Genomic DNA, 26,494 nt, shown 5'->3' with positions numbered 1-26,494 from the left:
CGTCGCGCAGGCAGAACGGAGCGTTTCGCGGCGTCGCGTGCCGCTGCTCGGCGAGTCTACTTCCTGTCGCGCCGACTGAGTCCGTGCCAGATGGCGTTGACCATCCGTTCCTCGCCGCTCCCCTCGCTGTCCTCCCAGCCGCGGGCGAGCGCGTCCTCGAGGGCGTCGACGTCGTGGTTCTCGAAGTTGTTCATCCCGCGGAACTCCTCGAGCGCCTCGCGCGCGCTCGCGTCGAAGTCCCCCGAGGGGTCGGCGTCGTAGAAGCCGAGGTCCGCGAGCGTCCGTTCGACTGATTCAGCCGTTTCGCCGTCGAGTTGGGCGTACTCCTCGGGTTCCTCGCGCTCGAGGAGCGTGACGTCGTAGATGCGGAACACGCGCTCGAGTTCGTCGATGGGGTGGTCGTGGTCGTCCACGCGCACGTCGATCCAGCGGTCGTTCTTGCCGTCGTAGCCGCCCTCGGGCTTGGCGACGTAGAGTGCGGCGGACTGCTCGCCGCGCTGGTCGCCGCCCGCCTCGTTGCCCGCGTGCAGGGCGGCGATGAGTCGGTCGGGGAGGCCGCCGTCGGTCTCCTCGAAGGTGTCGGCCATCGCGTCGACGGTCTCGCGGTTCTCTAGAATGTTCCCCTGGACGGTGTACTGTTCGCCCTGCCGGTCGCTCGCGTGGTCGAAGCACTCCTCGCCCGTGAACGCCGCGACCGAACCGTCCTGCCCGACGACACCCACCTGGCGCTGGGGGGCGTCGTCGTCCCCGCTCGTGAGTTGTTCGACCACGTCCGCGGCGTCGTGGCCGTCGCGCAGCAGGTCGAGACCGTCCGGACCGTACGCGACGTTGGCGAAGCTCTGCGTGGCGACCGCGCCGGCGTCAGCGCTAACAAACGGGACGACGGCGCCGACACCGACGAACTTCGACTGTACGGCGACGCCGACCGCGTCGGTCTCTGGGTCGCGTGCGACGATGGAGAACGTCATGCGCGAGGCGTCGCCCGCCGCGGGCAAAAACCTACGCCTCGGACCCCTCCGTTGCCGACTCTGCGGGCGATTCTTCCGTTTGCTCTACCGTCGCGGCTTCCGGCGCCACCTTGCGTCCGGTGAGCGGTTGCCTGCTCGTAAGTTCGCAGGGGAACTGCGGGTGCTCGACGAGGTGCCACAGCACCATGTGGCGGCGGCCCGCCGTGAGTCCCGTCCGCGAGAGGTCTTCGGCCGCGAACTCCTCGGGCAGACGTCCGAACAACCGCCGCAGCGAGTCGAAGGAGTCGAACACCTTGCTGTTGCCCGCCGAGTTCGCGCCCCGGCGCTCCACGACGTACTGGCCGTCGTCGCGGTGGACGCCGGCGGTGTTCACGAACGTCTCCCGGGCAGTGAGTGCGTCCGCGAGCGATCCGCGCAACTCGTCGGCGGCGTCCGGCGAGAGCACGAACTCGTCGCCAGCGGCGGTGACAACCACGTTATCGCCGCAGCGTTCGACGGAGAGAGAACTACGCGAGCGGGCGGATTTCTCGACCAGCCGCGTCACCGCGGCTTACTCTATCCTCTGAGGTCGGACGAGTGAAGTCCTGGCTCGACATGTAGCTCGAGATACCCCGGGCCCCTACATAAGCCCAGCGGTGGTACAGATTCCGCTCGGCGGTGGCCTAGCTTGTTACTGGAGAACGGAGTACTGTGTGTATGGCAACAGGTCGAGACGGCGGGGACGACGACCAGCGGCTGGCGATGAAGGTTGGAGACGCGACCGCCAGTCGGCCCCCGCGCGGGCGGGCGAGCAGACTCCTCACTCGCGTCAAGCGCTGGATTCTCCTGACCGCCAGCCGGTGGCTGGTGACGGCGCTACTGCTCGTGGTCACGTTCGCGGTCATCGTCGCCATCGGCGCGTACGGCCCGATTCCGGTCCGGTCGTTCCTGACCGCCGGCGCGTCGCCCGGCGCCATCCTCGTGGAACTCATGAAGGCGATCGTCTCCATCGTGGTCATCGTCCTCTCCATCAACCAGCTCGTCCTCTCCCCGGGGCTCGGTCCGGTCAGCGACCAGCAGACCCGCTACGACGACTCGATGGAGCTACGCAGGCGGATGGAGGCGCTGACCGGAACCGACGTGAGTCCGTCGTCGCCGGCGGCCTTCCTCCGAGTCGTCGTCGACGAGATCGCGCGCCAGGCCGACGAGGTTCACGACGCGGCCGCGGGGCTGGACGACGCGACGGACCGGGAGTCGGTGCAAACGTACGCCGAGACGGTGGCTTCCGAGGCGCGAGCCGTGAGCCGCCAGCTATCCACGGACCGTTTCGGGATGTTCGAGGTGACGCCGACGGTCCTGCGCTTTGCCATCTCCGAGAAAGTCCGGGACCTGCGTGGTCTCCAGGAGGACCTCGACCGGGCCGGCGGCGAGGATGGCATAGAGGCACTCGACCGCCTGTACGACCTCCTCGAGTTGTTCACGGTCTCCCGCGAGTACCTCAAGACGGTGTACATCCGGTCGGAGTACGTGAACTTCTCCGAGGCGCTCCTCTACATCGGCCTCCCGTCGCTCGTTGCGACCTACGTGGCGGCCCAGATGTACTCGCCGGACGTGTTCCCGGGCACGACTTTCGGTATCGAAACCCAACTCCTGTTCGTCGCGCTGGCGGTGACCGTCTCGATCTCTCCGTTCGCGCTGCTCACGGCCTACGTGTTCCGTCTGGCGGCGATGTCGCGGTCGACGCTGTTCGTCGGGCCGTTCGCCGCCGGTCGAGACCGAGAGTAGCCCAGCCCCTCGTTTGCCCGGAGGAAGGCGTGGGTCACGGCCCGAGATGCGCGAGCCCGCTTGGCTCGACCTTGCTAGTGTCTGTTCTACTCTTCGGCAACGTCGTGAATCCACTCCGCGACGTCGTCGACGACGTACTCTGCGACGTTCCCGCCGAAGTAGAGGCTGAGCGGCGTCGCCGGTGCGTACCCGGGCTGGAAGTAGTGGTCGAGGCCGTCGTAGCGTTCGACGCGACTGCCCGCCGGGAGGTCCGCGGTCCGCCACTGCTCGGAGTTGCTCCGGAGCCACGCGTCGAGTTCTGGCTGAAGTTCCTCGTCGGCGCGACGGGTGTTCGCGACGAACACGGGGCACTCGAGACCGCTCGCAGTGCCAGACGGGTCGTAGTCGCGGACGCTTCGGTGCCACGTCCCCGGTCTGCCCCAGAGGGTGTCGCCGTCATCGAAGTCGCCCTGGTCGATGCGCCGGGCCGTCTCGCGGTCGTCTTCGAGTTGCGCCTCCTGTTCGTCGTCGAGGTCGCCGTCCAGTTCGAACTCGTACCGCATGAACCCCAGGTCGTCCGGGTCGAGCGTCGAGTCGGCGCGGCCGTCGAGGTTCACGACGCCGGCGATGCCGCCGCGACGGTCGGCGATTCGGGGCGCGGCCATCCCACCCTGGCTGTGCCCCGCGACGAACACGCTTTCCGGGTCGACCTCGTCGGCGCTTGCGAGTTCGTCCAGCGCGGCTACGGCGTCGTCCGTCACGATGCGGTCGAGCGTGAATTCGGTGTCGTCGACCTCGTGCTCGCGGAGGCGCTTCTCGTATCGCAGGCTCGCGATGCCGTCGCTGGCGAGGCCGTGCGCGAAGTCGCGCAGAATCTTCGACTGGCCAGCGGTGCCGTCGGGGTCGTGGATGCCCGCGCCGTGGACGAGCAGGACGCCCGGAAACGGGCCGTCGCCATCGGGGACCGTGAGGACGCCGTCGAGTTCCACGTCATCGGCGTCCACGGTCACGTCTCGCTCCGCGAACGCCTCGGGGTCGGCGTACGCGGGTTCCTCGTACGACGGGTCGAACGTGAATCCGGTGATGTCGTCCCCCTCGCTCACCCTGACCGTCGCCGTCTCGGTGCCGTCCTCGAAGACGAGTTCGACGGCAACCTCGGCGTCCCCATCGCCGCTCTCGCCGTGTTCGCCGTCGTCCTCGCTGTTCTCGACGGCCACGTCGCCGACGTCATCGAACTCGCCGTACTGGCCGTACAACCCCCAGTAGTACTGTTCGAGAGCGTCCTCGGCGTCCATCGGCCCGTCCTGGAACTCCTCGGGGAACGAATCGACGACGGCTTCGCGGCCGTCGTCCGTGAGGGCGGCCGTGGCGTCCTCTACGGACTGCGTTGCGACCTGGCGGGCGAACGTTCGAGCGGCGTCGGCGGTTTCCGTAGAGCCCATCACCTCGGAGATTACCGAACGCGCCAGAAATAACTTAGTGGTCGGACAGGTCGCCGGCGGAAACACCGTGGGCGTCGTTACGCCCGCTCAGAGGACGATGGACTTCTTCCGGACGAACGACTTGATGGTCTCGTGGAGGCCCTCGCGGCCGATGCCCGAGGCGCGATTCCCGCCGAACGGGATGTCGCCGAGACCGTGGGAGGGCGCGCCGTTGATGCGGACGGCACCCGCGTCGATGGACCCCGCGACGCGGAGCGCGCGGTCGTGATTGTTCGTGAACACCGAGGCGTCGAGCGCGAGGTCCGACTCGTCGACGAGCGCCAGCGCCTCGGCCTCGTCCTCGACGGACGTGACCGCGGCGACCGGGCCGAACTGCTCCTCGTGGAGGATGCGGGCGTCGTGGGGGACGTCCGCGAGCAGCGTCGGTTCGTAGGTGAACACGCCCGCTGCGGTCTCCTCGTAGTCGCCGCCGCGCACGAGGTCGGCGCCCCGATCGACGGCGTCGGTGACGAGTTCGTCGACCCACTCGGCTTGTGACTCCGAGATGAGGGGCCCGAGGTCGGTATCCTCGTCGAAGAGGTCGCCGACGGTCCAGTCGTCGAGTTCGCGGTCGATGCGCTCGACGAGTTCGTCGTGGACGCCCGACTGGGCGACGACCCGGGAGACCGCCGAGCACCGCTGTCCAGCGTACTTCACGGAGCCTTTAGCCGCGGCGCTCGCGGCCGACTCGAGGTCGGCGTCCTCGAAGACGACGGCAGGCGCGTTCCCGCCGAGTTCCATGTGGAGTTCGACCATCCCGGACTCACGAGCGACGTGCTCGCCCGCGCTCGACGACCCGGTCATCGCGATGGCGTTGACGCGGTCGTCGCCCGCGAGGTAGTCCCCGATGGCCGACGACGGCCCCGGCACGAAGTTGAACGCGCCGTCGGGCACGTCGGTGTCGGCGATAATCTCCGCGAGAATCGCCGCGGAGATGGGGGTCTTCGAGGCGGGTTTGAGGACGACCGCGTTCCCCGCAGCGAGCGCGGGCGCAACCTGGAGTGCGGTCGTCGCGAGCGGATAGTTGTACGGCGTGATACAGAGCACCGCGCCGACGGGTTCGTGTTCGACGATGGCGCGCCACCCTTCGTGGCCCTCGGTGGTTCCGGTCCGGTACTCGCCTTTCATCGCCCGGATTTCCTCTGCGGCGCGCCGGAATCGCTCGGCAGCGCTCTCGACCTCGCCGCGCGCCGAGGAGATCGGTTTACCGGCCTCGCGGACGATCACCTCCGCGAGTTCCTCTCGGCGCTCCGCTATGCCCGCGGCGATCTGTTCGACCCACCGAACGCGCTCGGGAATCGTCGTCTCCCGGAGCGGCCGCTTCACGCTCTCTGCGGCGGCCAGCGCGCGCTCGGCCTGGTCTTCGCCCGCCGCCGCGACCTCGGCGAACGCGCCCCCCGCCGCGAGGTCCGTCACTGTCGTCCGGTCGGGGCCGTCGACCCACTCCCCGTCCAGGTACAGCCGACCTCGATATCTGAGCGCTTTCTGTCCCATGAACGGACGTTCGGGCCCTGGGAACTAAGAGTTTACTCTTATCCGAGTTTTCATCCATCCGTGTCTCGGCGGAACACGAACGGTCGCGCCGTGCGAGACACCGGAGTTATCCCGGCATCGCCCCAACGGACGACCATGGACGTGCGCGGCGAGCGCGAGTGCAAATCGTGTGGGGCGCGCTGGTCGTACTTCGAGACGGGCAGCGTGGAGTGTCCGGAGTGTGGCAGTCTCCGCAGCGTCGGCGTCGGCGAGCGCGCCACACAGACCGACGCGGGCGGCGAACTCGACCTGACCGAGGCGCGCAACGAGGGCGCCGACGAACTCGAGGCCGCGCTCTCGCTCGCGGTCGACGCGTGCCGCGAGTACTGCCGCTCCCGGGGGTTCGTGGCGGGCGGGGAGTTGCTCGACCTGGACGACACGTACCTCGCCGCACAGGAACTGCGCTACGCCGGTAGCGCACTGGGAGATGCGATGCGCGTGAGCGAGGACGAGGAGCGCTACGCGCTCGCGCTGTTGAACGGCGCAGACGCGGGCGAGCGCCCCCCACCTGAGGACGTGCCGGAGTCGTTGCGCTCGGCCCGGGGTCTCGGCTACGCGGCGGCGATCCGCGCGTACCGGGCGGACGTCCGGGAGTTCTGTGACGGCCAGCCGCCGGACCCCGAGCGCGGTCTGCTCGAACGCCTCCGCGACCACGCCAAACGCGTCCGCGCGCTCGACGGCGACGTGCCGGCAGCGGACAGCGAGCGACTCGTGCTCGCAGCGCGTGACATCGCGGACGCGCTCCGCGGCGACGAGACGGCCGTCGAACGCGCCCGCGAACACCTCGACCAACTCGGCTGAGGCCGGCCGGATCGGCCCCGCTCGCCACGTTTAACGAGGGTTCGGGGAGAAGGTACTTGTCAAATCGCGTTGAACAAAACGCTATGCATCGCCGCCGCCTCCTCGTCGCCACGTGGTGTGCGCTTCTGGTCGTATGCGCCGGCTGTTCCGGATTTCCCGGCGGGAGCTCCTCGCCGACGACGCCGGCGACGACCGGGGAGTCGCCGACCACCGTCGCCCCCACCGCGACCGCTGACGGTCCCACGGCGAACGCCACAGAGCAACTCGCGCCAGGGCTCACGGCGAACGGCGTCACCGACGCGCTCGCGCTCGCCAACGCCCACCGGGACGTGCTGACGAGCAACCCGTTCGTCCAGCACACCAGCCTCGAGCGGACGAACGGCACCGAGCGTTCGTTCCGGCGGTCGACGCTCCGGTACGCGAACCAGTCCCACTGGCTGTGGAACGTCTCCGCGAGCGGCGTCCCCCTCGCGCTCGGCGTGACCAGTGGCGCCTTCGTCTCGTACGCCGACGGCCAGAAGGTCGTGTACCGCCTCGAGGCGAACGGAGAGGTCGTCTACAACGTCAGGCGGATCAGCGGTCGGGCGGACGCGCCGCCGGTGCCGCCGAAGCGGGTTCTCCCCGAGTCCGTCTACGGCCGGGACTTCCTCTACACGCTGTTCGCGAACGCCGACGTGACCGTCGAGGACACGCAGGGGCCGGCGTACCGGCTCACCGGGACCGCCGAGGAACTGGTTATCGACCAGCAGACCGCGACGAACGTCGAGTTCACCGCGAACGTCTCCGAGGCGGGCCTGGTTCGGTCGCTCCGTCTCACGTACGAGCAGGGCAACGCCACCGTCGAGCGCACGCTGTCGGTCGAGTTGACCGACGGCGACCCCGCTGAGCGACCCGACTGGTACGACAGAGCGGTAAATCAGACGAGCGGCGGATGAGGCGATGAGACAGAGCGCGAGGAGGACAGCGAGCGGGGGAACGGAAGCGAGCGCGAGGATGGCGGAGAGCGCGAGAAAGCGGGCGAGAGAGGGAAGCGAGCGCAGGAGGGTCCCGATCAGGGAAGGTCGACGTCGACGCCGGTCTGCTCGCTCGCGGCCTTCACGGTGTTGTAGAGCAACATTGCACGCGTCATCGGCCCGACGCCGCCGGGAACCGGCGTGATGGCGCTGGCCTTCTGCTTCGCGCTCTCGAAGTCCACGTCGCCGACGAGTCGGTACCCCTTCTCGTTCGTTTCATCGACGCGGTTGATGCCGACGTCGACGACGACACAGCCCTCCGAGAGCATCGACCCGTCGATCAGTTCGGTGACGCCCGCCGCCGCGACCACGACGTCCGCGCGGCGCGTGTGCGCGGCGAGGTCGTCGGTGTGGCTGTGACACAGCGTCACCGTGGCGTTCCCGCCGTCGCCACGCCCGGCGAGCATGTTCGCGAGCGGTTTGCCGACGATCTTCGAGCGCCCGACGACGACCACGTCCGCCCCGTCGAGGTCGACGCCAGCGTTCGCGAGGAGGCGCTGGATGCCGTGGGGCGTGCATGGCCTGAACCGTGGCCGGTCCGCGACGAGGCGCCCGACGTTCTCGGGGTGGAAGGCGTCCACGTCCTTGGCGGGGTCGACCGCCGAGGTGACGCGTTCGTCGGGGACGTGTTCGGGTGTCGGGTCCTGCACGAGGATGCCGTGGACGCTCTCGCGCGCGTTCAGGTCGGCGACGGCGTCGAACAACTCCTCGGCGGGCGCGTCGGAGTCGATGCGGACGTCCTCGGCGGCGATGCCGACCTCCTCGCAGTCCTGCTGTTTCATCGAGACGTACGTCGCGCTCGCCTGCTGGTCGTTCATCAGGACGGTCGCGAGTCGCGGCGTGACGCCGGCCGCACCGAGCGTCTCCACGCAGTCCTCGATGCCGGCCCGGACGTCCGCGGCGGCGGCGTTCCCGTCGATGACGTTCGTCATTACCGAACTGTCGGGGCGCCACCGACTTCAATTCGGCGATACATGTATAATTACGGCAAAAATAGGTGTTTTCTATGCACGTTCGGGGATAATTCCTTCGTTACTCGTACAGCGGGTACTCTTCGCAGAGTCGCTGGACCGTCTCCGCGGCGTCGGCGTACACGTCGTCGTCGCCGAGGTGGTCGATCACGTCCGCGATGCACTCCCCAACCGTCCGCATCGCGTCCTCGTCGAACCCGCGGGTGGTGAGCGCCGGCGTCCCCGCACGGATGCCCGACGGGTTGAACGCCGACCGCGTCTCGTCGGGCACCGTGTTCGCGTTCAGCACGATGCCGACGGACTCCAGGGCGTCCTCCGCGTCGCCGCCCGACACGTCCGGGTGGGAGTCCCGCAGGTCCACGAGCACGAGATGGGTGTCCGTGCCACCGGAGACCAGCGAGAACCCGCGGTCCTGGAGCGTCTCGCCGAGCACCTTCGCGTTCCGCACGACCTGTTCGGCGTACTCGTCGAACTCGGGCTGGAGCGCCTCCTTGAAGCCGACCGCCTTCCCCGCGATGTTGTGCATGAGGGGGCCGCCTTGCGCGCCCGGGAACACCGCCGAGTCGACGTCGCTCGCGTACTCCTCGTCACACATGATGATGCCGCCGCGGCCCGCACGAATCGTCTTGTGCGTCGACCCCGTGACGAAGTCCGCGATTCCCACGGGCGAGGGATGTTCGCCCGCCGCGACGAGGCCCGTGATGTGTGCGATGTCGGCCGTGTGGAGCGCGTCCGCGGCGTCCGCCGCCGCCTGGATGCGCTCCCACTCGACCTCCCGGGGGTACGCCGAGTAGCCCGAAACCACCATGTCCGGGTCGAAGGACTCGGCCGTCTCGCGGAGCGCGTCGTAGTCGATGCGGCCCGTCTCCGGGTCCACTTCGTACTGCTCGACGTCGTACAACTTCCCCGCGAAGTTCGCGCTGTGACCGTGACTCAGGTGGCCGCCGTGTTCGAGGTTCAGCGAGAGGATCTTGTCGCCGGGTTCGAGCGTGGCGAAGTAGACGCCCATGTTCGCCGACGACCCGGAGTGTGGCTGGACGTTCACGTGGTCCGCGCCGAACAGCTCCGTCGCTCGCTCGATGGCCAGATTCTCCACCTCGTCTGCGTACTCACACCCGCCGTAGTAACGCTTGCCGGGGTAGCCCTCGGCGTACTTGTTCGTCAACTCACTGCTCTGTGCCTGCATCACAGCCTCGCTCGCGTGGTTCTCGCTCGCGATCATCGCCAGCGTGTCGTTCTGGCGCTCCCGCTCGCCCACGAGCGCGTCCGCAACCGCCTCGTCGACCTCGCGAACCTGGTCGTAGCCCATACCAAAAGCCCCCGCCGCCCTCGGCATAAGTGTACCGAGCCACGGTAATTCTCCCAGTCGCTCGACAGAAATATATGCCCAGTCGGCCAACGGTGCCCTGCGTGATCGAGTGGGACGTGACGGACACCGGAGTTCGGGCCATCGACGCCGCTGGGAACGGCGTGTTCGTCCGCGTACCGGACTGGCAGTCCGTAGACACCGACGGCGGCGTCGACGCACCAACAGACGCCTGCACGACCGGTGTCACCGCTGGACTCTCCCTCGCTAGTAGCCGCGTCCACGTTTCGGCCACCGACACCGGGGCCGCGTTCACCGTCGGTGCGGGCCAGCGCACGTCCCTCGACGACGGTTCCCACACTGTCACCGTCTCCGGCGACATCGACACAGTATTGCGGTTCGACGGTCCGGCGACCGTCCAGCGCCGGGACGGGACGACGACCATCGACTTCGACGGGCCTCGTCCCGTCGTCCTCGGATTCCGGAGCGCCGTCGAAACCCCGGTCGACACCGTCACCGTTCCGCGAACGCTCGACGGCGTCGCCACCGCCGTTTCGGTGGCGTCGGCCGCCCACCGGACGACGAACCCGGACCGGACGCTGTGGTCCAACCGCCGCCATCCGCCTCGCTTCGAGTTCGGGGACGCCGTCGACGTCCCCGACCGCGTGGCCACCGCCGTCCCCGACACAGGCGTCGAACTCGTCGTTCCGGAATCATTGCGCGCGCTCTTCCTCACCGCGCCCGTCGCGTTCTTCCTCGGCGCGGACGTACGCGTCGAACCCAACGCCGACCCGCGATTACGCGCACCCGACGCCGGCGTCGAGCACGTGTTCGACGACCTCGTCGAGGACGCTCCCGCAACCCTCGCGCGGGTGTTCTGGCTGGAGTGTCTCGCGCGGAACGGCGGCCCAAACGGCACCCCGGAACTGGCCGAACACGGCCTGCTCGAGGACGTCGGCATCGACCACGGGACAGCCCACGAACTACCGCTCGCTGAACGACTCGCGCTGTACCTCGACGCGCCGTTCGGACGCATCGCCGACGAGTTCCCCGAGTGGCACCTCTCGATGCACGTCGCGCCCGAGTTCGACGCTGTCCCCGCGCTCCCGTTCGTGCTCGACTCTCTGGCGTTCGTCTATCCGCCGGAGACGGAACCCCTCGAGGGCGAGGAGTTGATGGAGCGCTCGCTCGACGACTTCTTCCGGGCCCCCGGCGCCCCCATCGCCACCGTCGAGATGGTGAAACCGAAGCTCCGCGAGGGGCGCGCACACGGCTGGCTCGCGGACGGAACGCCCATCGACGTGTTCAAGACGCTCCCCGAGGCCTACGACAACCACCTCCGGTATCTCGACGCGCCCACGGGCGACGAACTGTCGGTCGCGGTCGTGTTGAACGACCGCAAGATGGCTGGCGAACAGAACGAGGTTGCGGCCGTCTACGAGGAGCGAAGCGAGGACCTCCCGATGTCCGTGACACTCCACGAGAACCTCACCTGCGAGGAACTCGCGGACCTGTTCGCGGAACACCACGAGTTCGTCCACTACATCGGCCACTGTGAGGTGGCCGGACTGCGGTGTGCGGACGGCAACCTCTCGGTCGCCGACCTTCCGGAGTCGAACGTCGAGACGTTCTTCCTGAACGCGTGTGGCTCCTACCACGAGGGCCTGGAGCTCGTGAAACGCGGCAGCGTCGCGGGAGCGGTGACGCTCCGACGCGTGCTCGACGAGCAGGCCGCCACCGTCGGCACCGCGTTCGCGCGCCTGCTCGTCCACGGCTTCCCCATCGACGCGGCGCTCCGCCTCGCGCGCCGCCGCATCATGATGGGGAAGGATTACGCCGTCGTCGGCGACGGCATGCAGACGCTCTCGCACACCGACGACTCGAACGCGAACGTCGCGTACGTCTCGTCCCTGGACTCGGGGGCGTACCGCGTCAGGTGCGAGCAACTCGCGCCCGAGGACCACGGCGCAGTCTACCGACCCGAACACGCGAACGCAGGCGGCCCGCGACTCTCCGGGAACGACGTCGAGTTCACTGCACGCCCGGAGGAACTCACGGACCTCCTCGACGGCGCCGAACTCCCGGTCATCCTCGACGGGGAGTTCCACTGGAGCGACGAAGCCCGGGCCGTCGTCGGTTCGTCGCCCGCCGAGACCGACAGCCGAACCGACGGCCAGTAGCGGCACTGAAACCGTCGTTTTCCGCCATCTTCTCCCGGTAAAATTAAATACCGCCAACGTCTATACGCATCCACAGATGTCATCGAATCTACTGGGGACGAGTGTGGACGCGGTACTCACCGCGGTGCTCGACGACGAACCCGACGTGCTGTTCGTCGTCAACCCCCCGGGCGAGGCGATCGAGCAGATCGTCGAGAGCGCGAAAGCCTTCGAGGGCGACCTGCCGACGATCCGACTGCTCGGCGAGGAACGCCTCCTGAAGGACGTCATGGGCGACTTCATCGTCGCCAGCAACACCGCCGACCTCGTCGAGGACGGCACGCTCGAACTCCGAGTGCTCGAGGACTCGACGCGGAGCGCCGTTCTCGCGACCGAGGACCGAACCGTCGCGCTCCTCGAGGCCGGCGGCCTCGTCGGCGGCCTGACCACGGACGACGCGGAGTTCACGGAGACGGCCTACGAGGCGACGACCGAGGACTGGGACAGTGCCGAGGAGTTCAACCTTCGCACGCCCGGCATCACGCGCGTCCGCCAGACCCTCGAGGACGAGATCGACCCCGAGGTCGAGGACGACTTCGACAGCGTACTCGCCTCCATGGAGACCGCTCGCGGCGACGGCGACGGCCTCGACGAGGTCACCATCAGCCTGCTCGTCGCGGCGAAGAACCGCGTGCTCCTCTACGACGTCTCGAAGTGGGGCGAGGACGTCGGCATCGCGTCGAAGGCGACGTTCTCCCGAACGAAGACGAAACTCGAGGACATGGGTCTCATCGACACCGAGAAGGTCCCCATCGACGTCGGCCGCCCGCGCCTGCGCCTCAAACTCTCCGATAACCGCCTCGAGGACGCGCCCCCGGACGAACTCGCCAGCGTCGCGCAGTCCGTCCTCTCGTAGCGACTCGTCGTCTCCCGCGGTAGTAGCACCACTTCCGGTACTCGAACCCCAATCGTTTTTCTCTCTCTGTTTCCTCCGCGTAGCCATGCAACGACTGGAGGCGTGGCGGTGACCGTCGCCCTCGTCGGTGGCGGCCCCGCCGCGGACGCCGTCCGCGACGCGCTCGCGGACGTTGACGCGGCAGTCCAGGAGACCGACGTAGCGGGCGTCGCGGACGCCGACCTCGCCGTGGTGTCGGGCGTTGCCGGCGCCGACGGCTTCCGCGCCGCAAACGAGCAGGCGCTCGCCGGCGGGACGCCGCTGGTCACCGTCGAGGTCGGCGGCCTCGGCGGCCACCCGCTCGCGGACGTCGACGTCGGTGTCGCCGCACTCGCGCCCGACGGTCCGTGCTTCGAGTGTCTCGCATCCCGCGTCGCGGCGACCGACCCCGAGCGCGCGGACGCCCCGAGCGCCGACCGCGCCGCTGTCAGACTCGGCGGCGCACACGCCGGTCGACTCGCCACCAGTACGCTCGCCGGCAACGAGCGCGCCGGCGTCGTCCTCGAACTCGGCGCTGACGACCGCTCGTTCGTCCCGGTCCAGCGTTCGCTCGCGCCGGTTCCCGGCTGTGAATGCGGCGACGACCGCGACTGGGGACTCCGGCGCGGTGACGAATCGCGCCCGCTAGACGCCGCGCTTGGCGCCGCCGAACCGCTCGTCGACGACCGCATCGGTGTGCTCACAGCGGTGGGGGAACGCGAGTCGTTCCCAGCACCGTACTACCTCGCAGTGGTCAGCGACACCATGGGGTTCAGCGACGCCAGCGCCGCCGCCCAGTCCGCGGGCGTCGCCCTCGACTGGGACGCCGCGTACATGAAGGCCGTTGGCGAGGGTCTCGAGCGCTACAGCGCGGGCGTCTACCGGGACTCCGAGTTCCAGCGGGAACCGACCGACCACCCGGATGCCGTCCCGCCAGCGGCGTTCGTACGCCCGGACACTGAATCGCCGGGGGGCGACTCGCCGGTTCGCGAACTCGACTGGGTGCCCGGCGAACACCTCACCACGGGGGACGACGCGTTGCTCCCCGCCGACCGCGTCGTCTTCCCGCCGCCCGAGGACCACACCGGCCCAGCCATCACGACTGGTCTCGGCCTCGGGAACTCGGGCGTCGACGCCCTCCTCTCCGGCCTCTACGAGACCGTCGAACGCGAAGCAACGATGCTCGCGTGGTACTCCACGTTCGACCCGCTCGGCCTCGCCGTCGACACCCCGGAGTTCCGCGAACTCGAACGCCACGCGCGCGCCGAGAACCTCGACGTCACCGCGCTGCTCTGCACGCAGGACGTCGACGTGCCCGTGGTCGCCGTCGCCGTCCACCGCGACGACTGGCCGCGCTTCGCGCTCGGCTCGGCCGCCGACCTCGACGCCGCCGACGCCGCTACCGGCGCGCTCTGCGAGGCCCTCCAGAACTGGATGGAACTCCGCGCGCTCGGCCCCGAGGACGCCGCCGACGAGAACGGCGCCATCGGCCGCTACGCCGACTTCCCCCGCGAAGTTCGGGGCTTCGCCGACCCCGACACCACCATCGCCGCCAGCGACGCCGGCCCCCAGAAACCCGTGGAGGCCGACGCCGAACTCGACGCGGTCCTCGACGCCATCGGAGATGCCGACCTCGACGCCTACGCCGCCCGACTCACGACGCGCGACGTCGAACGCGCCGGCTTCGAAGCCGTCCGCGTCCTCGTCCCCCACGCCCAGCCACTGTTCGTCGACCAGCCGTTCTTCGGCGACCGCGCCAGAACCATCCCCCGAGAGATGGGTTTCCAGCCGCGACTCGACCGGCCGTTCCATCCGTTCCCCTAGCGACCTTTTACGCTGCGCTCACGGCGCTTCGCGCCGTTCGCTCGGTAAAAGCTCGGCCAAAAGCATCGGTGCTCCCTCCGCGCCTCCGGCGCTCCGGTCCGCGCCGAGTCCGCTCGCTGCGCTCGCGGTGAACGGCTTCGCTCGGGCTCTTCGAGCTGCTCGCTCGCCGATGCTTCTTAGCCGGTTGGTCAGTTGGTCGCGGCTAGCGTTCGCCGACCGAGCGGGCCGACAGGCCCCCGGAAGGTCGGCGATTCACTCCGCGAGCGAACGCAGTGAGCGAGTGGAGGCCGACGACTGAACGGAACGTAGTGAAGTGAAGGAGGAGTGCTTTTGGCCGAGCTTTTACCGAGCGAGTGAGCGAAGCGAACGAGCGCAGCGTAAAAGGTCGTTCTTAGATGCCGAAGGTTGCTCGTAGCATGTCTCGGGTGCCGGGGCCAAGGCCGACGGCGAGGACGGCGATGAGCATGAGAGTCGTATAGCGCGGGCTCTCTTCGGCGAGGTCGTCGTCGAAGAGGGAGAGGACGAAGAGGACGGCGACGATTTTGACGAGGATGAACGGCCAGGTGTCGCCGGTGTAGTGGATGATGGACTCGGGCAGGATGCTGTGCGTGAGGTCGACGATGTACTGGTTGAGGGGGTGTTTGGAGCCCAGATCTCCGCGCGGGTAGCCGAGTTCGGCGCCCCAGTCGAGGCCGAGGACGTTTGCGACGCCGTCGATGGCGTGCCCCCAGAGGACGAGCGCGCCGGCAGTCTCGGTGCCGCGGTAGACACTCGGGAGGCCGCGGCGGACGTACCACCAGACGGCGGCGGTGATGGCGGTGGCGATGCCGAGCGTGAGCACGGTGAACGCGGGGACGAACGTGACGTACTCGGTGGTGACGGCGAGATACGAGAGGCCCGCGAGGTTCGCGGCGAGGAGGGCGGTGCCGACGCCGGCGAGCGGCCGGTAGTAGTCCTCGATGACGTCGGTGCGGCGCGCGAGGTAGACGCACGCGACGACCGCGGCGAGCGTGATGGCGAACATCACGAAGTAGATGACGGGGCTGATGATGAGCGCGTTCAGCGGATAGTCGAGGAACCGTTCTGCGCCCGCGAGTTCGGCGGCGTTGTTGGCGTCCTCGACGACGCGGAGCGCGCCGCCCAGCAGCACGAACGGGAACAGCGCGTACAGGAAGCGAGTGTCCTCGCCGACGCGGAGTCGGTCGAGCAGGAAGCTAACGCCGACGAGCGCGACGAGCAGAGTGATCGCGTAGCCGGCTTCGGAGACGAGCGTGTAGCCGGGGTACGCGACGGGTTCGCTCGCGGCGGCACACGCTCGCGTGCTGTACAGCAGTTCGACGGCGCCGCCGTTCCAGGCCGCACAGGCCGCGCCCTGGGCGTCCGCGTACACGGGCCCCCAGAAGTAGTGCCAGATGAAGCCGCCGTAGACGGCGTCCTGGAAGAGCAGCGACCCGCCGACGAGGGCGGCGAGTGCGACCGCGACGGCCGCGGTCCACGCGCGCTCGTAGTCGGTCTCGGGGAAGGTCATGGTGGCAGACGCGGACGGTGGCTGTTTCAGCGTTCCGGTCTGTGGCGCCCTCTCACCGTGAGCGCTGTGACGGACCGACGTGGCTGCCTACAGCGGGAGTTCCTTCGATTCGTACTCCGTGTCGAGAACGACCATCGTCTGAGAGCGCGCGAACCCGTCCATCTGGGCGACGGTGTCGAACATGAGTTCGCGGAGGCCGTCGGTGTCCTCGGCGTGGACGCGCATCACGATGTCCCACTCGCCGGTCGTGAGCGTGAGTTCCTGGACGCCCTCGATGTCGGCGAGCCGCTCGAGTGTCTCGTTCTCGCGGCCCTGTTCGACGCGCAGGCCGACGATGGCCGACGTGTCGAGGCCGACGGCGTCGGGGTCGACGTCGGCGTGGTAGCCGCGGATGACGCCGGCCTCCTCCATGCGATTCACGCGGTCGTGGACGGTCGCACTCGACATGTCGATGCGTCGCGCGATCTCGCTGAACGGCGTTCGACCGTCGGCCTGGAGTGCCCGCAGAATCTCGCGGTCCGTGTCATCCAGTTCCATACCGGCTTCAGTGGACGAGCCACCAATACGTTTTCTACTCCAGCAAGAGGGCGGTGCGGCGTTCAGGCTTCCGGGCGGATCTCCTGTGCCGCGTCCAGGACGACGTCGTGGGCCTCGTCGTTCGACGCCACGATGCCCTCACAACCCGGAACCCAGCGCTCGCCGTGGACGTCCGTGACGACGCCGCCGGCCTGCCGCACCATGAACACGCCGGCGACGCTGTCCCACGGGTTCGCGTGCACGTTCGTGATTGCAGCCTCGAGTTGCCCGCTGGCGACCATCGACAACACCGCCTGCGCGCAGCCGTACCGCCGCATGTCGCCGAAGCGCTCGACGACCGCGCGGCACGCGTTCGCGTACTCGTCGCGCCGGTCGAACCCCCACCAGATGGTGGGCGCGACGGCGAACGTCTCCGGATCGGTCTTCTCGCTCACGGCTATCGACTCGCCGTTCCGCGTGACGCCGTTCTTGCCCGCGACGTAGGTGTCGTCGAGCGCCGGCAGCACGTTCGCCGCTGCGACCGCTTCGCCGTCCCGGACGGCGGCCACCGACGTCGCCCAGATCTGGGTGTCCCGCACGAAGTTGTTCGTGCCGTCGATGGGGTCGATGACCCACGCCGCGCCCGACTCCGGCACCGCCTTCAGTTCGTCGTCCTCCTCGCCCACGATGGCGTCCTCCTCGTGGGACTCCCGGATGACCTCGATGACCCGGTGCTGGGCCTCGCGGTCGGCCTGCGTCACCACGTCCGTCTTCCCGTCTTTGGTCTCAACGTCGATGCCTGTGCGAAACGCCGCGTGTGCGACTTCGCCGCCCGCCCGCGCTGCGCGCTCCGCGACGTCGACGCGGTCGTCGCCCGTAGTCATACCGCGATTCGACGGCACGTGGTGTGATAGTCCCGTCGGTACTCAGTCACGTTTCCAGAAGCGTTTTTGCGAGGGAAGTCCGCCTCGCGGACTTCCCGCATCCCGCGGCGCTCGACGCGCCGGCGATGCGAGGGAAGGGATTCGAACCCTCGAACTCCTACGAGAACGGATCTTGAGTCCGTCGCCGTTGGCCGAGCTTGGCTACCCTCGCACGCAGTACGTTCTCGGTCAGTTTCGCGTTTAGGCGTTGCGAATCAGCTGTGGTAGCATGGTAACAAGACGGAATATCTTCGTCGAAAACTGCCAGAAAGTACCGCTAACCAGAACTCATGACCGTCTCGAGGACACCCAGAAAGCCCCGGCGCGCTCGCGTCCGCTCAGCGTTAACGAGACGCCGAAGGCGTCTCGTTCGCACATCAGAAACGCTCCGCGTTTCTGAGGACGACATATCCGCTGGCGCGGATAGGGGTCGCTGAGACGGACCTGGGCTTCGCCCGCGAGCGCGCCGCCCCTTCCAGTCCACCAAGCCAATTGATCAGCCGACACCAGGTGGGGCTTTCTGGGTGGTCACAGACGCGGCAGAGGAATTACAGCCAGGCCCCTCCGGGTGTTCATAGAAGGTTTCCTCGTCCCCAAGCCAAGCCTTTCTGGGTGAATTTGGACCGCGTGTGACCGAGTACAGCCGACGGATTCACGGCGCGCTCGGCCCAAACAGACGACGATGGACGACCACACGCGCGACGACTCGGTCGGCCCGCCCGCGGACGGGAACCCGACGGGATGGCTCCCCGAGCGGGCGCGCTGGGAGCACGGCACGCTCCGTAAGGCAGTCGGGCACGGCGTCCGCCTGTACAACTCGGGCGAGTTCCACGAGAGCCACGACTGTTTCGAGGCGGAGTGGTACAACTACGGGTCGGGGACCACGGAGAGCGCGTTCCTCCACGGGATGGTCCAGGTCGCCGCTGGCGCGTACAAGCACTTCGACTTCGAGGACGATTCGGGGATGCGGAGCCTCTTCGAGACGGCACTCCAGTACCTCGAGGGGGCTCCCGCGGACTTCTACGGCGTCGACCTGCCGGCGGTCCGGGGGACGCTCCGCGCGGCCCTCGAGGACCCGACGGCGCTCCACGGCTGGCAGATACCCCTCGACGGCCGGCGCGACGAAGCGGGACCGGTGGACGAGGCGTACGCCGAGGCGCTCCCGTAGCGCCAGTCGAGTGCTCCAGTCGGCCCAGCCGTTACCGCAACGACAATCCCTTTGTCATCGAAGGCGTTACCGTTCGGTAATGCGAGTCGAGCAGTTGGGCGATGGAGAACCGGACCTCGCGGTCGTCGGCGCCGTCCACGGCGACGAGCCGTGTGGCGTTCGCGCCATTGAACGGCTTCTCGAGGACGACCTGAACGTACTGCGTCCCGTGAAACTCGTGGTGGTGAACGAGCGCGCCCTCGAGGCCGGCGTTCGGTACACCGACGCCGACCTGAACCGGGCGTTCACCGACGAGATCCCCGAGGACGCCCACGAGCGCGACCTGGCGAAGCGTCTCGGCGACGAGATACGGGGCTGTACCGTGCTCTCCATTCACTCGACGCAGTCCCACGCCGACCCGTTCGCCATCGCGTCCGGCGTGGGCGGGTTCGTCTCCGAGATCGCCCCGCGGCTTCCGGTCGCGGCGCTCGTCGACACCCAGGACTTCGGGGAGGGTCGGCTGTTCGCCACGGACGCGGACATCATCGAAGTGGAGGCGGGTCTACAGGGGACGGACACCGCCGCAGAGAACGCGTACCGTCTCGCCCGCGCGTTCCTCACGGCGACCGGGGCGATTCCCGGTGACGCGCCAGCCCGCGACCTGCCGGTGTTCCGGATGGGCGACCCCATCGCGAAACCACGCGGCGAGGAGTACGAGGTGTTCGTGGAGAACTTCGAGCGCGTAGAGGCCGGCCAGACGTTCGCGGCGGTCGACGGCGAGGAACTGACCGCCGCGGAGTCGTTCTGGCCGGTGTTGCTCTCGCCGTACGGCTACGTCGACCAGTTCGGCTACCGCGGGACCTCGGAGGGGAGGCTGTCGCCTCAGTCCTCGGAGGGCGCGAACTCTACGAGCGTCAACTCGCGGTCGAGCGCGCAGTAGTCGTGGGGCGGGTCCCCGAGAATCTCCGAGATCTGGTACTCCTCGTCGAACTCGGCGCCCGCGGGCTCACAGTACTCGTGGCTCGGACACTCGGTGTGCGGGCACGACCCCGATAGCTTCCCCTTGCTGCCGGCGTACGCGCCCTTCGACGGGACGTTCGCCTCGATGGTCGCCGGTTCGACGTCCACCGCGACGACGCCGTCGTCGTGGACCGCACAGTCCAGGGTCTGGCCGTCCTCACGCACGTCAGTCACCTCGTAGCGAACGCCCTCCGAGAGATTGAGGCACTGCTTTCGGTAGGGACACCCCTCGCAGGCCGCAGACTCTCCCTGGTAGACGAACTCGGTCCCGGGTTCCGCGAGCCGGGAGCCGAGTAGCGTGATCGACATGCCGGTAGCTTCGCGGGCCGCGGGGTTAAGCCTCCCGTCCTGTCGGCAGACCGCTGGCGGCGTCCGTCGGACTCGCCACGGTCACGCGTCCCCGGTCAGTCCGTCGAGTCGCTCGAGGTACTCGTCGCGGGGCACCTGGTACGCCCCGCGGTAGTCCACGTCCCCGTCGTCGAAGCGCGCCGCGAGTTCGATTGCCGCCTCCACCGCGGCGCCGTGCGTATCGAACGTCGCGTCCTCGTCTTTCACGCGAACCTCCGGCTCGAGCGCGAGCGAGACGTGCCACGAGTCGTACTCGGTGGTCGCGCGGCGCTTGCGCTGGGTCGGCGGACGCTGCGCGACCTGAATCGTCGGCAGACACGGCGCCGGGTACTGGTGGCTGTCGAAGACGTCCGGGCGGTAGACGAGGATGGTGCTTCCGCCCGGGTCCTCGTTCCACACCTCCCAGCTCTCGGGAAGTGTTTCGAGTTCGCTCATGCGTCCGTTACAGTGCTCGCGCCGTTAGTCCTGCTGGTTTCTGGAGCACGAGGTGCTAGTTACCCGGGCGACAGAATCGCGTTTTCCAGAGATACGTCGGGGCGGACAGATGACCGTCTTGCAACCGCCGACGCCCAGAAAGCCCCGGCGGTTACGAGGTCGGTTCTAGCTGGGGCTTTCTGTGCGGTTGTTGGTCTTCAACCACCAGACGTGTGGAAACGGAACTCAGAACACTACGAGTCTGCTAGCGATTCGACGGCGTCCGCGCCGTCTGCGTCCTCACCTAGCCACTCGTCGGCCCAGTCCTCGATGGCGTCGAAGACGGGGAACAGGGATTCGCCCTTCGCGGTGAGCGAGTAGAACGTCGCGACGGGGGCGTCTTCCTCGAGTCGGCGGTCGACGAACCCCATCTCCTGGAGGTCGTCGAGGACGCGGGAGAGCGTGCGGGAACTCGCGGACGTGGAGCGCTTGAGTTCGTTGAAGCGCTTCTCGCCGTCCTGCAGGTCGTGGAGCACGATGAGCCGCCACTGGGAGCCGATCTGTTCCAGCGAGTCGATGACGTGGCACGCCTCCTCGCTGTATTGCTCGTCCATACCTCGACGTACGAATCCGGCCGGGATAGTGGTTCCGGGACGAATCAGGTTTCAGTTCTACACTGCAGTGACGCGGATGTCACCGGGTAGCTTCCGGTACGCCTGAAACGTAAGGCGGCGGGGCGCGTAGGTCGCGGTATGGCACCAACATCTTCGGACGCACCGGCGACCGAGGGCGTCCATCACGTCACCGCCGTCGCGGGCGACCCCGCGGAGAACGTTCGGTTCTACCGCGAGGAACTCGGCCTGCGCCTGGTGAAGCGGACCGTGAACTTCGACGACCCGTCGACGTACCACCTCTACTACGGCGACGAGACGGGGACACCGGGAACCATCCTGACGTTCTTCCCGTTCGGCGGCGGGCGCTCGGGGACGCCCGGACGCGGCCAGGCGACGGCCACCGCGTTCGTCGTGCCCGAGGGGAGCCTCGAGTACTGGACCCAGCGATTCGAGGAGCGCGACATTCCTCACGAAGGTCCGACCGACCGCTTCGGGGCGCGCGTGCTGGCGTTCGCGGACCCCGACGGACAACCGCTCGAACTCGTCGAGGGCGAGAGTGACGTCGAACCCTGGGACGGGAGCGACGTCCCCGCCGAGCACGCGGTCCGCGGGTTCCACGGCGTGACGCTTCACCCGACCGACCCCGAGGCGACGGGCACCGTCCTCGAGGCGCTGGGCTTCGAGTCGGCGGCAACTGAATCCGAGGCGTCGGGCGAGCGGGTTCGTTACGTCGCGGGCGACCGCGCGAGCGTCGTCGACGTGCTGACGGGCGACGGCCCCCGCGGGCGGCCCGGACCTGGTACGATTCACCACGTCGCGTTTCGCGCGCCGGACGACGACGCGCAGGCCGCACTCGCGAGCGCGGCGTCCGAGACGGGTGTCAGGACGACGCCCCAGAAAGACCGTCAGTACTTCCGGTCGATCTACTTCCGGGAGCCGGGTGGCGTGCTGTTCGAGGTTGCAACCGATGAACCCGGCTTCGCCATCGACGAGGACGTCGCCGACCTCGGGGCGAGCCTGAAACTGCCGCCGTGGCTGGAGGACGACCGCGAGCAACTCGAGGCCGCGCTGCCGCCGCTGGACGGTGGCACGAACAGCGCGGTCGACGCTGACGCGGAGGTGAACCGATGAGCGCTCCCGGCGGTGACGCGAGCGACCCGCACGACGGCCAACCGGTCGAGCACGCCGGCGTGCCCCTCGAGGACGCGGAGCGCGCGGTCGTGCTCGTCCACGGTCGCGGCGCGCGAGCGCAAGGGATGCTCCAGTTCGCCGAGGACCTGCCGAGCGAGAACACCGCGTTCGTCGCGCCACAGGCCGCCCGCAGCACGTGGTATCCGAAGGGATTCATGGAGCCGATGCCGGACAACGAGCCGTGGCTGAGTTCCGCGCTCGACTTCCTCGGCGACACGATAGCGGACGTGACCGAACACGTCTCGGTCGAGCGCACGGCGCTGCTCGGATTCTCCCAGGGCGCCTGTCTCTCCAGCGAGTACGTCGCGCGGAACGCCCGCGAGTACGGTGGCCTCGTGGTGTTCTCCGGCGGCCTCATCGGCCCCGAGGGGACGCCCCGGGATTACGATGGGAGCCTCGACGGCACGCCCGCGTTCCTGGGGTGTGGCGACCGCGACCAGCACATCCCGGTCGAGCGCGTTCACGAGACCACGGAGGCCCTGGAGGCCCTGGACGCGGACGTCACCGAGCGCATCTACGAGGGGATGAGCCACGGCGTCAACGAGGACGAACTCGAGCACGCGAGTGACCTCTTCGAGGACCTGTAACGCCTCAACGCCGAACAGCCGGCGCTCTTTCTCCGAACAGCCAGGGAGCCTTTCCGGCGACCTGTAGGTTTTGGCGTTCCACCCCCTACGGACGAGTATGAGCGAGACACCGGACGAGAAGCAGATCGAGCTGACGGAGGAGGAGTGGCGCGAGCGCCTCACTGACGAGGAGTACGAGGTGCTCAGAGAGCAGGGAACGGAACGGCCTCACTCCGGCGAGCACGTCGACCGCGACGAAAACGGGTCGTACTCGTGTGCGGCCTGCGGCGCGGTGCTGTTCGACTCGGAGACGAAGTTCGACGCGCACTGCGGGTGGCCGAGTTTCTGGGACATCGCCGACGAGGACGCCATCGAACTCCGCGAAGACCACAGCCACGGGATGGAGCGCACGGAGGTCGTCTGCGCGAACTGCGGCGGCCACCTCGGGCACGTCTTCGACGACGGCCCGGAACCCACGGGCAAGCGCTTCTGCATCAACTCCGTCGCGCTCGACTTCGAGGACGAGGAGGCGTAGCCCGCGCGGCCGGCGGCCGTCGGTCAGCGCTCTCTGCGCGTGGTCACCGCCGCGTCTGGACGTTCGTGCTTCCGCATCCGGGGCACTGCGTCATCGCGCCGAACGTCGGATGGGTCGCGGAGTCCCAGTCGTCGCCCACTGCCGCCTCCCGACCGCAGTTGAGACAGCGGAGCCGATTCGCGTCGCTCATGGGCACCGATACGTGTTGTTCGACAAAATAGTTCCCGGCTGGCCGGCAACGCCCAGCGGTCGTCGCCGTCACTCGCTGGTGACGCCGGCGAGTTCCATGCAGTCCCCGATGAAGGACTTCTGTGCGGCGAACACGGCTTTGTCGAGGCCGACCGCGACGCCCTGGCCGTCCGCGAGGAGGTTCACCTCGACGCCGTTCTCGAAACACCGCATGATGCACTGCTGCTCGCCGTGGTTGTACCACTTCTCCTGGCCGGTCTTCGACAGCGCGTCCGTCTCGTACGTCCGCACGATGTTCTCGACTGTTTCCTCGGAATAGTCGTCGAGGATGTCGTCGCGGGCGTAGACGACGTCGTAGCCCTCGGCATCGAAGTCGTAGCGTATCACGCTCCGGAGGTCGTCGCCGACTGTCTCGTGGAGGTGCTCGACGAGGTCCGACACGTTTTGGTCGTTCATACCGGACTCATTCGACCGAGATGTATTAGTTCTACTGCGGTATTGATTTTACTGCGCGCGTGTACGGTCGGGGGTGTCGTTAGACGCGCCGTCGCTAGTCGTAACCCGTTTTTCCGCGGGTGAACTACGGGGAGACAGTGACCGACATCTCGAAGCAGGCGTTCCTCGACGCGCTGGAGGCCGCGGGCCGCCCGCTGGCGACCGCTTCACAGGTCGCGAGGGAACTCGACTGCGCGCAGGCCGAGGCGACCGAGGCGCTCGAGGAACTCGCCGCGGACGGCGACATCGAGCGCGTGGACGTGGAGACCGACCCCGTCGTCTGGTATCCGCGGGACTGGCTCGAACTCACGGACCGGGAGCGCGTCGTGCCGTTTCCGGACCGCCGGGAGGTCGTTGTCGACCAACCGGCGCAGTTCACGCGCGCCCAACTGTCTCGGTTCGCGCACCTCGCTGACACCACGCGGACGGGGAGCTACCGGTACGTCATCCGAGAGGAGGACGTGTGGGCGGCGCCGTTCGACTCGCTGTCCGCGCTGATTGCGGGCATGCGACGCGTCCTCCCGCGGGAGTGTCCCGGCCTCGAGGACTGGGTCGAGGAGCAGTGGACGCGCGCCACGCGGTTCCGGCTCACCACGCACGAGGACGGATACACCGTCCTGGAGGCCAAGAGCGAGAACCTGATGGGGAACGTCGCGCGCCCGAAACTCGACGACGACGTGCTGCGAGCGCCGATGTCCGACACCGAGAGCTGGGTGAACGAGGACGAACTCGCGACGCTCAAACGCACGCTGTACGAGGCCGGCTACCCCGTGCAGGACGACCGCGACCTCGAGAGCGGCGATCCGATCGACGTGAGCCTCGACCTCGAGTTGCGCGAGTACCAGCAGGACTGGATCGACCGGTTCGTGGACGCGAACTCGGGCGTGCTCGTCGGGCCACCGGGGTCGGGGAAGACCGTTGCCGCGATGGGCGTCCTGGAGGCCGTCGGCGGCGAGACACTGATTCTGGTGCCGAGCCGTGAACTCGCCGCGCAGTGGCGCGAGGAACTGCTCGCGAACACGTCGCTGACACGGGACCAGGTGGGCGAGTACCACGGCGGCGAGAAGAACGTGCGCGCGGTCACAATCGCCACCTACCAGACCGTCGGGATGGACCGCCACCGCCACGTCTTCGACGACCGCGAGTGGGGGCTCGTCGTCTACGACGAGGCCCAGCACGTGCCCAGCGAGGTGTTCCGGCGGTCGACGAGCCTCCAGAGCAAGCACCGCCTCGGCCTCACCGCGACGCCCGTGCGGGAGGACGACAAGGAGGAGGATATCTACACGCTCATCGGGCCACCCATCGGGACCGACTGGGACGCGCTGTTCGAGGCCGGATTCGTCGCGGAACCCGAGGTCGAGATCCGGTACGTGCCGTGGACTGACGACGACGCGCGTTACGAGTACGCCAGCGCGAGCGGGCACACTCGGCGCCGCCTCGCCGCCGAGAACCCCGCGAAAGACGAGGAGGCCCGCCACCTGCTCCGGCAGCACGACGACAAGCAGGCGCTCGTGTTCGTGGACTACCTCGAACAGGGCCGCCGCCTCGCCGACGCCCTCGACGCGCCGTTCGTGAGCGGGGAGACCCGCCACCGGGAGCGCGAGGCCTACTTCGACCAGTTCCGGACGGGCGCGCTGGACACGCTCGTGGTCTCCCGCATCGGCGACGAGGGCATCGACCTGCCGGACGCCGAACTCGCTGTCGTGGCGTCCGGCCTCGGCGGTAGTCGCCGGCAAGGCGCCCAGCGCGCGGGTCGAACGATGCGGCCCAGCGGCGACTCCCTGCTGTTCGTGCTGGCGACCCGGGGGACCGAGGAGGAGGACGACGCGCGGAGTCGCATGCGCCACCTCGCGTCGAAGGGCGTGCGCGTCACCGAGTCGGGGAGCGAGCGTGTCTGAGGGAGGTCCGGGGGAGCCACCGGGACGTTCGGACGGGTCTGAGGGGGACGCGGACGTGCCTGGAGAGTGGCTCCGTGAGCTTCACGACCACCTCGCCGCGACCGCCGAGTTGCCCGTCGAGACGGCCGCGAGTCGATACCTCGGAGAGGCCGAAGCCGTGGTCGCGGACGCGCTCGGGGAGGAGACGCCGGACGATGTCGTCGAGCGGCGCGTCGAGCAGGCCAGGAAGTTGCTCGGTCACGTCGACGGAACCGGGGACGAGACGGCAGACCAGCACGTCGCGGCCGCGAAGCGACTCGCCCGCGAACTCGACGAGTATCAATGCTGAGAGCTGGAGGCGACAATTTAAGGGGTGGGTTCGGGAGGTAGGGGTACGC

General features: G+C 68.5%; 27 protein-coding genes and 1 tRNA gene. 13 read left to right on the top strand and 15 right to left on the bottom strand.

Annotated elements, in window-relative coordinates; all coding sequences use genetic code 11:
• Positions 1 to 56: 56 nt before the first annotated feature.
• Together LT970_RS08140 and LT970_RS08135 are read right to left on the bottom strand one after the other, a co-directional pair.
• A complete protein-coding gene (locus LT970_RS08140; RefSeq protein WP_232685969.1) occupies positions 57 to 968 on the bottom strand; it encodes a DUF1028 domain-containing protein in 912 nt (303 codons plus the stop codon).
• A gap of 31 nt (positions 969 to 999) precedes the next feature.
• Positions 1,000 to 1,443, bottom strand: coding sequence for a DUF7528 family protein (locus tag LT970_RS08135; RefSeq protein ID WP_232685968.1), 444 nt, complete (start codon positions 1,441 to 1,443; stop codon positions 1,000 to 1,002).
• A 221-nt stretch (positions 1,444 to 1,664) separates the two neighbouring features.
• On the opposite strand from LT970_RS08135, the gene LT970_RS08130 reads away from it, so the two are divergent.
• Complete coding sequence (locus tag LT970_RS08130; protein ID WP_232685967.1) at positions 1,665 to 2,732, top strand: DUF7972 family membrane protein; 1,068 nt, start codon at positions 1,665 to 1,667, stop codon at positions 2,730 to 2,732.
• Positions 2,733 to 2,818: 86 nt separating this feature from the next.
• Here LT970_RS08130 and LT970_RS08125 read toward each other — a convergent pair whose 3' ends face one another.
• Both LT970_RS08125 and LT970_RS08120 read right to left on the bottom strand, forming a co-directional pair.
• Positions 2,819 to 4,153 carry an alpha/beta hydrolase family protein gene (locus tag LT970_RS08125; protein ID WP_232685966.1) on the bottom strand — a complete coding sequence of 445 codons (1,335 nt, stop codon included), beginning with the start codon at positions 4,151 to 4,153 and terminating at the stop codon, positions 2,819 to 2,821.
• Between the two features lie 87 nt (positions 4,154 to 4,240).
• Positions 4,241 to 5,686 carry an aldehyde dehydrogenase family protein gene (locus tag LT970_RS08120; RefSeq protein ID WP_232685965.1) on the bottom strand — a complete coding sequence of 482 codons (1,446 nt, stop codon included), beginning with the start codon at positions 5,684 to 5,686 and terminating at the stop codon, positions 4,241 to 4,243.
• Between the two features lie 135 nt (positions 5,687 to 5,821).
• On the opposite strand from LT970_RS08120, the gene LT970_RS08115 reads away from it, so the two are divergent.
• Positions 5,822 to 6,526, top strand: coding sequence for a DUF7117 family protein (locus tag LT970_RS08115; protein ID WP_232685964.1), 705 nt, complete (start codon positions 5,822 to 5,824; stop codon positions 6,524 to 6,526).
• 83 nt (positions 6,527 to 6,609) lie between these two features.
• Positions 6,610 to 7,461, top strand: a complete 852-nt coding sequence (locus tag LT970_RS08110) for a hypothetical protein (protein ID WP_232685963.1) — start codon at positions 6,610 to 6,612, stop codon at positions 7,459 to 7,461.
• A gap of 116 nt (positions 7,462 to 7,577) precedes the next feature.
• Here the strand turns inward: LT970_RS08110 and LT970_RS08105 are convergent, their stop codons facing one another.
• Positions 7,578 to 8,471 (bottom strand): tetrahydrofolate dehydrogenase/cyclohydrolase catalytic domain-containing protein, encoded by an 894-nt coding sequence (locus tag LT970_RS08105; protein ID WP_232685962.1) that lies wholly within the window; start codon positions 8,469 to 8,471, stop codon positions 7,578 to 7,580.
• A gap of 100 nt (positions 8,472 to 8,571) precedes the next feature.
• On the bottom strand, positions 8,572 to 9,819 hold the full coding sequence (gene glyA / locus LT970_RS08100; RefSeq protein WP_232685961.1) for a serine hydroxymethyltransferase: 1,248 nt from the start codon (positions 9,817 to 9,819) through the stop codon (positions 8,572 to 8,574).
• A 74-nt stretch (positions 9,820 to 9,893) separates the two neighbouring features.
• On the opposite strand from glyA, the gene LT970_RS08095 reads away from it, so the two are divergent.
• The 3 genes from LT970_RS08095 (at position 9,894) to LT970_RS08085 (ending at position 14,733) form a co-directional block, all read left to right on the top strand.
• Positions 9,894 to 11,996, top strand: a complete 2,103-nt coding sequence (locus LT970_RS08095; protein WP_232685960.1) for a CHAT domain-containing protein — start codon at positions 9,894 to 9,896, stop codon at positions 11,994 to 11,996.
• 76 nt (positions 11,997 to 12,072) lie between these two features.
• Positions 12,073 to 12,891, top strand: a complete 819-nt coding sequence (gene tbsP / locus LT970_RS08090; RefSeq protein ID WP_232685959.1) for a transcriptional regulator TbsP — start codon at positions 12,073 to 12,075, stop codon at positions 12,889 to 12,891.
• 108 nt (positions 12,892 to 12,999) lie between these two features.
• A complete protein-coding gene (locus LT970_RS08085; RefSeq protein ID WP_232685958.1) occupies positions 13,000 to 14,733 on the top strand; it encodes a YcaO-like family protein in 1,734 nt (577 codons plus the stop codon).
• 391 nt (positions 14,734 to 15,124) lie between these two features.
• On the opposite strand, the gene LT970_RS08080 is transcribed toward LT970_RS08085, so the two are convergent.
• The 4 genes from LT970_RS08080 to LT970_RS08065 form a co-directional block, all read right to left on the bottom strand.
• Entirely contained in the window at positions 15,125 to 16,261 is a 1,137-nt protein-coding gene (locus tag LT970_RS08080; RefSeq protein ID WP_232685957.1) for a DUF63 family protein, read from the bottom strand.
• 87 nt (positions 16,262 to 16,348) lie between these two features.
• Entirely contained in the window at positions 16,349 to 16,798 is a 450-nt protein-coding gene (locus tag LT970_RS08075) for an Lrp/AsnC family transcriptional regulator (protein WP_232685956.1), read from the bottom strand.
• Between the two features lie 62 nt (positions 16,799 to 16,860).
• Positions 16,861 to 17,661 carry an inositol monophosphatase family protein gene (locus LT970_RS08070; protein ID WP_232685955.1) on the bottom strand — a complete coding sequence of 267 codons (801 nt, stop codon included), beginning with the start codon at positions 17,659 to 17,661 and terminating at the stop codon, positions 16,861 to 16,863.
• A gap of 126 nt (positions 17,662 to 17,787) precedes the next feature.
• A tRNA-Leu gene (locus LT970_RS08065) sits at positions 17,788 to 17,872 on the bottom strand.
• Between the two features lie 510 nt (positions 17,873 to 18,382).
• Between LT970_RS08065 and LT970_RS08060 the strand changes: the two genes are divergently transcribed.
• Both LT970_RS08060 and LT970_RS08055 read left to right on the top strand, forming a co-directional pair.
• Positions 18,383 to 18,868: a DUF309 domain-containing protein gene (locus LT970_RS08060; protein ID WP_232685954.1), complete on the top strand. Its 486-nt coding sequence runs from the start codon at positions 18,383 to 18,385 to the stop codon at positions 18,866 to 18,868.
• A gap of 79 nt (positions 18,869 to 18,947) precedes the next feature.
• Positions 18,948 to 19,787: a M14 family metallopeptidase gene (locus tag LT970_RS08055; protein WP_232685953.1), complete on the top strand. Its 840-nt coding sequence runs from the start codon at positions 18,948 to 18,950 to the stop codon at positions 19,785 to 19,787.
• Here the strand turns inward: LT970_RS08055 and LT970_RS08050 are convergent.
• The 3 genes from LT970_RS08050 to LT970_RS08040 all read right to left on the bottom strand — a co-directional run bounded on the left by LT970_RS08050 (position 19,730) and on the right by LT970_RS08040 (position 21,243).
• Complete coding sequence (locus LT970_RS08050) at positions 19,730 to 20,176, bottom strand: UPF0179 family protein (protein ID WP_232685952.1); 447 nt, start codon at positions 20,174 to 20,176, stop codon at positions 19,730 to 19,732. The two genes, LT970_RS08055 and LT970_RS08050, sit on opposite strands and share 58 nt — an antisense overlap.
• 81 nt (positions 20,177 to 20,257) lie before the next feature.
• Positions 20,258 to 20,650 (bottom strand): DUF5820 family protein, encoded by a 393-nt coding sequence (locus tag LT970_RS08045; RefSeq protein ID WP_232685951.1) that lies wholly within the window; start codon positions 20,648 to 20,650, stop codon positions 20,258 to 20,260.
• Positions 20,651 to 20,883: 233 nt separating this feature from the next.
• Positions 20,884 to 21,243: a winged helix-turn-helix transcriptional regulator gene (locus LT970_RS08040; RefSeq protein ID WP_232685950.1), complete on the bottom strand. Its 360-nt coding sequence runs from the start codon at positions 21,241 to 21,243 to the stop codon at positions 20,884 to 20,886.
• Positions 21,244 to 21,381: 138 nt separating this feature from the next.
• Here LT970_RS08040 and LT970_RS08035 point away from each other — a divergent pair, with 138 nt between their 5' ends.
• From LT970_RS08035 to msrB, 3 genes are all read left to right on the top strand, one after another.
• Entirely contained in the window at positions 21,382 to 22,374 is a 993-nt protein-coding gene (locus LT970_RS08035; protein WP_232685949.1) for a ring-cleaving dioxygenase, read from the top strand.
• Entirely contained in the window at positions 22,371 to 23,021 is a 651-nt protein-coding gene (locus LT970_RS08030) for an alpha/beta hydrolase (protein ID WP_232685948.1), read from the top strand. The genes LT970_RS08035 and LT970_RS08030 overlap by 4 nt, the downstream gene beginning before the upstream one ends.
• A gap of 97 nt (positions 23,022 to 23,118) precedes the next feature.
• Positions 23,119 to 23,535, top strand: coding sequence for a peptide-methionine (R)-S-oxide reductase MsrB (gene msrB / locus LT970_RS08025; RefSeq protein WP_232685947.1), 417 nt, complete (start codon positions 23,119 to 23,121; stop codon positions 23,533 to 23,535).
• Positions 23,536 to 23,578: 43 nt separating this feature from the next.
• Here the strand turns inward: msrB and LT970_RS08020 are convergent, their stop codons facing one another.
• Complete coding sequence (locus LT970_RS08020; protein WP_232685946.1) at positions 23,579 to 23,725, bottom strand: DUF8106 domain-containing protein; 147 nt, start codon at positions 23,723 to 23,725, stop codon at positions 23,579 to 23,581.
• A 68-nt stretch (positions 23,726 to 23,793) separates the two neighbouring features.
• Positions 23,794 to 24,180 (bottom strand): DUF7522 family protein, encoded by a 387-nt coding sequence (locus LT970_RS08015; protein WP_232685945.1) that lies wholly within the window; start codon positions 24,178 to 24,180, stop codon positions 23,794 to 23,796.
• A gap of 137 nt (positions 24,181 to 24,317) precedes the next feature.
• Here LT970_RS08015 and LT970_RS08010 point away from each other — a divergent pair, with 137 nt between their 5' ends.
• Entirely contained in the window at positions 24,318 to 26,117 is a 1,800-nt protein-coding gene (locus LT970_RS08010; RefSeq protein ID WP_232685944.1) for a DEAD/DEAH box helicase, read from the top strand.
• A complete protein-coding gene (locus LT970_RS08005) occupies positions 26,110 to 26,445 on the top strand; it encodes a DUF8152 family protein (protein WP_232685943.1) in 336 nt (111 codons plus the stop codon). Before LT970_RS08010 ends, LT970_RS08005 begins: the two co-directional genes overlap by 8 nt.
• Positions 26,446 to 26,494 lie beyond the last annotated feature (49 nt).

The sequence above is a fragment of the Halobacterium zhouii genome (assembly GCF_021249405.1).
Classification (GTDB): domain Archaea; phylum Halobacteriota; class Halobacteria; order Halobacteriales; family Halobacteriaceae; genus Halobacterium; species Halobacterium zhouii.
Note: the sequence above shows the minus strand (reverse complement) of the source record. Positions and strands in the feature narration are given on the sequence as shown.